This window comes from Bacillus sp. CZDM1 (assembly GCF_055502545.1).
In genome coordinates, this window is sequence record NZ_JBUESO010000033.1 from 1 (window position 1) to 3436 (window position 3436).

General features: G+C 34.7%; 3 protein-coding genes. 1 reads left to right on the plus strand and 2 read right to left on the minus strand.

The genetic code is table 11. The features are described 5' to 3' along the window. Positions 1-332: 332 nt before the first annotated feature. Positions 333-1553 carry a DUF438 domain-containing protein gene (locus ACY3XC_RS28600; protein ID WP_464871558.1) on the minus strand — a complete coding sequence of 407 codons (1221 nt, stop codon included), beginning with the start codon at positions 1551-1553 and terminating at the stop codon, positions 333-335. A 274-nt stretch (positions 1554-1827) separates the two neighbouring features. Between ACY3XC_RS28600 and ACY3XC_RS28605 the strand changes: the two genes are divergently transcribed. Then, the gene (locus tag ACY3XC_RS28605) at positions 1828-2805 is read left to right on the plus strand and encodes a ring-cleaving dioxygenase (RefSeq protein ID WP_464871559.1); all 978 of its coding nucleotides are present in this window, start codon (positions 1828-1830) and stop codon (positions 2803-2805) included. A gap of 42 nt (positions 2806-2847) precedes the next feature. Here the strand turns inward: ACY3XC_RS28605 and ACY3XC_RS28610 are convergent, their stop codons facing one another. Next, on the minus strand, positions 2848-3177 hold the full coding sequence (locus tag ACY3XC_RS28610) for a hypothetical protein (RefSeq protein WP_179161655.1): 330 nt from the start codon (positions 3175-3177) through the stop codon (positions 2848-2850). Positions 3178-3436 lie beyond the last annotated feature (259 nt).

Genomic DNA, 3436 nt, shown 5'->3' on the forward strand with positions numbered 1-3436 from the left:
GTTACGTTGGCTTAGCTTTTATAAAAAGCTAAAAAATTGTTTGTTGACGTTCTTGTTTGTTTAGTTTTCAAAGAACAAGATTGCTAGTTTAGTAGAAACAAAAAATATAATACCATATTCACTCCGTGAAAGTCAACTTATTCTTACGTTTCATTCATAGGTTTTACTCGCTCTCGAAGGGAACTTTTATATATTAACATCTTATTTGCATACAGTTCAATAGTAATATTTTCCAAAATACATCTAACTAATTTCAAAAAGAATCGTGCTTTTTATGCTTACACACAAACGAAACGCGTGGAAACTCTCCACGCGTTCAAAAATATCTTGTCCTAAAACATAATCCTCTTTTCCCCTTCAATCGCTTTGATCGGTTCAATATTTTGCGTAAATTCAAGCGTACCCATGTATTTACCACTTTCATCCCTAACGGCAAAATAACGAATATAAACATATTTATCACGGAACTTAATCCAGAAATCTTCTGTATCCTTTCTGCCTGCTTTAAAGTCAGCTAACAGTTCCTCCACCACGTGGACACTTCTTGGCGGATGACAATTTTGGACAGTACGGCCAATAACTGCTTTTGTACGAGCAAAAATTCTTTCTTTCCCATGAGAGAAGTAACGGACTACATCATCTTGATCTATAAAGGTGAGATCAACAGGCAAATGATTTAACAATAGCTCTAGCTGTTTTAAAGATAATATGCCTGTTTCCATTTTAATGTACCCTTCAGAGATTGCTTTCTCTTCCATTGCATGTCTTTCAGGCTTCCAAACCTCTGAAGGTGCAATCAAGCAATATCCAATTTCATCACTCTCACGTGCAATTTTTACCCATTCATCTTCGGTAAAATTATTCAATGCCATTGGAAAGAGAATATTTTCTTCTCTATAAATCATGGTGATAACTTCTTGAATAACAAATTTTAATACTTCGATAACTGTCTGCTTGTCCCCGTTATACGAACTAAGCTTCTTCCTAGCATCTTTAATTGCATCACGAATAAAGTCGTTTATTCTCCACATATTATTTGTTGGTCCGTAAATGCCATACGTTTCTAAATATGGGAAAATTAAATTTTCTTTCCGGCTGTAGTGCTTGTCAATATCAAGAAGAAGATTGATATCCTCTAAAAGCTTAATAATATTCTCAGAACTGTCGTCCTTTTCAAATTGCTCTAAGTGTACTTGAAGTTGGGTATTTACCAATTTATCTAGTTCTTTATTTTCTAATATAAAGGTGTGGATAGGATGTCCAGGCTGCTCCTCAGGCTTATATGTTTTTTCAACTTCTTCAATAGATCCTCTAAAGATTTCTGTATGTTTAGCATGTAAACGATGCATTTCCTCTACTGTAAGGTCTCCAAAATCATGCTGTAGCTGGGAAATTTCATCAATCGTTATTTTTCCGATAAACGCATCAAAATGTGCTTTTACCTCTTTAACATTTTTTCCGTCATGAAGATCTTTAAAGATTTGCTTTAAGATAGCTTGACGGTTACTTGGATTATTAGTTAGTTGTTCACGATTATTAATTAATTCACTCATTTGTATTCTCCTTCACTAGTTGCTCTGATTTAAATGGTATTGATAATTAATCTCATACATAAAATAACACCTTTTAAAAAGTCTGATTGTGATTAACATCATTGGTACATAAATAAACTTTAAAATGTGATAAATTTATGGACGGTGAAATTGACAGAGATTATTATCCGTGATATATTTATCTCGAATTAAAGATGTTTTACTTAAAGAGATTGATTAATCCCTGTCATAGGGGAAAAATAAACGAAGACATACTATTAATGGAGGAATAAACTTGAATAATTTAAAAGGCATTCACCATGTAACGGCTATAACGAGCAGCGCAGAAAAAAATTATGAATTTTTTACTTATGTATTAGGAATGCGCCTTGTAAAGAAGACAGTAAATCAAGATGATGTTCAAACTTATCACCTATTTTTTGCAGACGACACCGGAAGTCCTGGAACAGATATGACATTTTTCGATTTCCCTGGTATTCCAAAAGGCGTGCATGGAACAAATGAGATTTCAAAAACTTCTTTCCGTGTACCAAGTAACGCAGCAATAGATTATTGGCAAAAGCGTTTTGACAGGTTAAACGTTACCCATACAGGAATAAAAGAGCAATTTGGCAAGAAAACGATCTCGTTTGTTGATTTCGATGACCAACAATACCAATTAATTTCTGATGAAAACAATGAGGGAGTCTCAGCAGGTGTACCTTGGCAAAAAGGTCCAATCCCATTAGAATTCGCTATTACCGGTTTAGGTCCAATTTTTGTAAGAATTGCTAACTTTGATTATTTTAAAGAGATGATGGAAAAAGTACTACTTTTTAAAGAGATTGCTCAAGAAGGAGCTTTTCACTTATTCGAAGTTGGTGAAGGAGGAAATGGAGGACAAGTAGTAGTTGAATATAACACTGTCCTGCCACAGGCACGACAAGGATTCGGTACAGTTCACCACGCTGCGTTTCGGGTTGAAGATCGTTCTGTGCTTGATGAATGGGATACACATATGCGCTCTTATGGATTACAAACATCTGGCTTTGTCGATCGCTACTTTTTCGGTTCTCTATACTCAAGAGTTGCCCCTCAAATCTTATTTGAATTTGCAACCGACGGTCCTGGATTTATGGGTGACGAACCCTATGAAACCCTCGGTGAAAAACTATCCTTGCCACCTTTCTTCGAATCAAAACGTGAACAAATTGAAAGACTCGTACGTCCAATTAATACTGTTAGAAGTACAATTAAATTTAAAAAGGAATAAAAAATGAGCGGATCCTTTGGATTCCGCTTTTATATATATTGATTACCACAATTTAATATGTGATTTCACAATGTCATCATCATTTGTTGCTTCAAATACTTCGACTAATTTAACAGTTGGTTTCTCCTGCGTATAATTTTGAAGTTCCAGCACTAATTTCGGGAATAAAACTTTATTAGCCCGCTCAGCTTCCTCCTTCGTGTCCCAATAGTTCAATGCACGATATTCTCCAGATGGATCATCGAAAAAATAAACACTTCCTCTAAACCCAGTCATTTTCCTGCTGATCTTATCAAAATCTTGTGTTAATCTTTCCGCAATCAGTCTTTGATTTGCTCCCAATTTATAGTGTATTAGCCGTGCATAATACATTGATGTCCCTCCTTTTTCTTAAGGCTGTGTTAAAGCTGAATGTTGATTTCACTGTGTTAGAAAATAAGCGGAGAATTTCCGTTTAAATTGGGAAATAGCTATTTTCACCTTCATAATAAGCGGAGTTTTTCCGCTTATTGTATCCAAAATCATTGGATTTTGTCTTATTTAAAGCAGTTAACAGTCAAGCCCTTGATTTTGTGTAAATTCGCTAAACAATGTTTTCAACCGAATTTTGTTATGTCAAATATATATGATC

Coding starts and splice junctions, on each gene's coding strand:
- ACY3XC_RS28610 (WP_179161655.1), bottom strand. CDS start 3,177: ATGTATTATGCACGGCTAATACACTATAAATTGGGAGCAAATCAAAGA.
- ACY3XC_RS28600 (WP_464871558.1), bottom strand. CDS start 1,553: ATGAGTGAATTAATTAATAATCGTGAACAACTAACTAATAATCCAAGT.